This window comes from Conyzicola sp. (assembly GCF_057073975.1).
Genome location: NZ_JBXMIS010000126.1, coordinates 1 through 1,718, shown reverse-complemented (window position 1 = coordinate 1,718; position 1,718 = coordinate 1). Strand labels below are relative to the sequence as shown.

The window sequence follows — 1,718 nt, the reverse complement described above, 5'->3', positions numbered from 1 at the left end:
CCCCCCCCCCCCCCCCCCCCGAACCCACTACCTATTTCACGAATGGAAAGGAGAGTCGAGATGGAACGCGTGTGCTTCCAGCTGCAGGTCAGGCCAGATCGGCTCGACGAGTACCGTGACCGGCACGCGGCCGTCTGGCCGTCGATGCTCGAGGCGATTGCCGCATCCGGCCGCCGCAACTACTCGCTGTTCCTGCGCGACGACGGCCAGCTCACGGGCTACTACGAGACCGACGACGATGTCGAGTCGCAGCGACTGCTCGCCGAGAATCCCGCCACCGCCCCATGGGAGGCAGAGATGGCGGAGTTCTTCGTCGACCTGGGCGGGCGGCCAGACCAGGGTGCCCGGCGCATCCCCGAGATTTTTCACCTTGAAGACCAGCGAGAAAGACAGGACCCATCGTGACCACGTTCACCGACATCGCACCGCTCCTCGAGGGCCAGGCGATCGAGCTGCCCTCCTGGGCATTCGGAAACTCCGGAACCCGCTTCAAGGTCTTCAGCACACCGGGAACCCCGCGCACACCGCAGGAGAAGATCGCGGATGCGGCCAAGGTCAACGAGCTGACGGGCCTCGCCCCGACGGTCGCCCTGCACATCCCGTGGGACAAGGTCGAGGACTACGCCGCCCTCTCCGCCCACGCGCAGAGCCTTGGCGTCGCGCTCGGCACGATCAACAGCAACACCTTCCAAGACGATGCCTACAAGTTCGGCTCCCTCACCCACGTGGATGCCGCCGTGCGCCAGAAGGCTATCGACCACCACTTCGAGTGCATCGACATCATGGGCGCCACCGGAAGCCGCGACCTCAAGATCTGGCTCGCCGACGGCTCCAACTACCCAGGCCAGGTCGACCTTCGCGGCCGCCAGGATCGCCTCGCCGAGTCGCTCGCAGCGATCTACGAGCGAATCGGGGCTGAGCAGCGGCTCGTGCTCGAGTACAAGTTCTTCGAGCCGGCTTTCTACCACACCGACGTTCCCGACTGGGGAAGCAGCTACGCGCAAGTCGCCGCACTCGGCGACCGGGCGATGGTCTGCCTCGACACCGGGCACCACGCCCCCGGCACGAACATCGAGTTCATCGTCATGCAGCTGCTGCGTCTCGGCAAGCTCGGCTCGTTCGACTTCAACTCGCGCTTCTACGCCGATGACGACCTCATCGTCGGTGCGGCCGACCCGTTCCAGCTGTTCCGCATCCTGTTCGAGGTCATTCGCGGCGGCGGCTACGGGCCCGACAGCCCGGTCGCGTTCATGCTCGACCAGTGCCACAACGTCGAGGACAAGATTCCCGGCCAGATCCGCTCCGTGCTCAACGTGCAGGAGATGACGGCGCGGGCACTCCTCGTCGATCGTGAGGCACTCGCGGCGGCAGAGGTGAACGGCGACGTGCTCGGTGCCAACGGCATCCTCATGGATGCGTTCTACACCGACGTGCGCTCCGACCTGGCTGCGTGGCGCGAGGCTCGCGGACTGCCAGGTGACCCAATGACGGCCTATGCGGCATCCGGTCACCTTCAGGCGATCGCGGCAGAGCGCGTCGGCGGCGTACAGGCGGGATGGGGAGCATGAGTACCACGGTGAATCGAACCGCAGGCGAGCTGATCGCTCGCTCGAACCGCTTGGGCTCCGACCCCCGCGTCACCAACTACGCCGGTGGCAACACCTCGGCCAAGGGTCGCGAGACCGACCCTGTCACGGGCGAGCCGGTCGAGCTGCTCT

At 66.3% G+C, this 1,718-nt stretch carries 2 protein-coding genes; both read left to right on the top strand.

Annotation, left to right across the window (positions count from 1 at the left end; all coding sequences use genetic code 11):
• Positions 1-60 precede the first annotated feature (60 nt).
• Positions 61-405, top strand: coding sequence for an L-rhamnose mutarotase (locus tag AC14A7_RS11540; protein WP_484009173.1), 345 nt, complete (start codon positions 61-63; stop codon positions 403-405).
• The gene (gene rhaI / locus AC14A7_RS11535) at positions 402-1,568 is read left to right on the top strand and encodes an L-rhamnose isomerase (RefSeq protein WP_484009171.1); all 1,167 of its coding nucleotides are present in this window, start codon (positions 402-404) and stop codon (positions 1,566-1,568) included. The genes AC14A7_RS11540 and rhaI overlap by 4 nt, the downstream gene beginning before the upstream one ends.
• Positions 1,569-1,718: the final 150 nt, after the last annotated feature.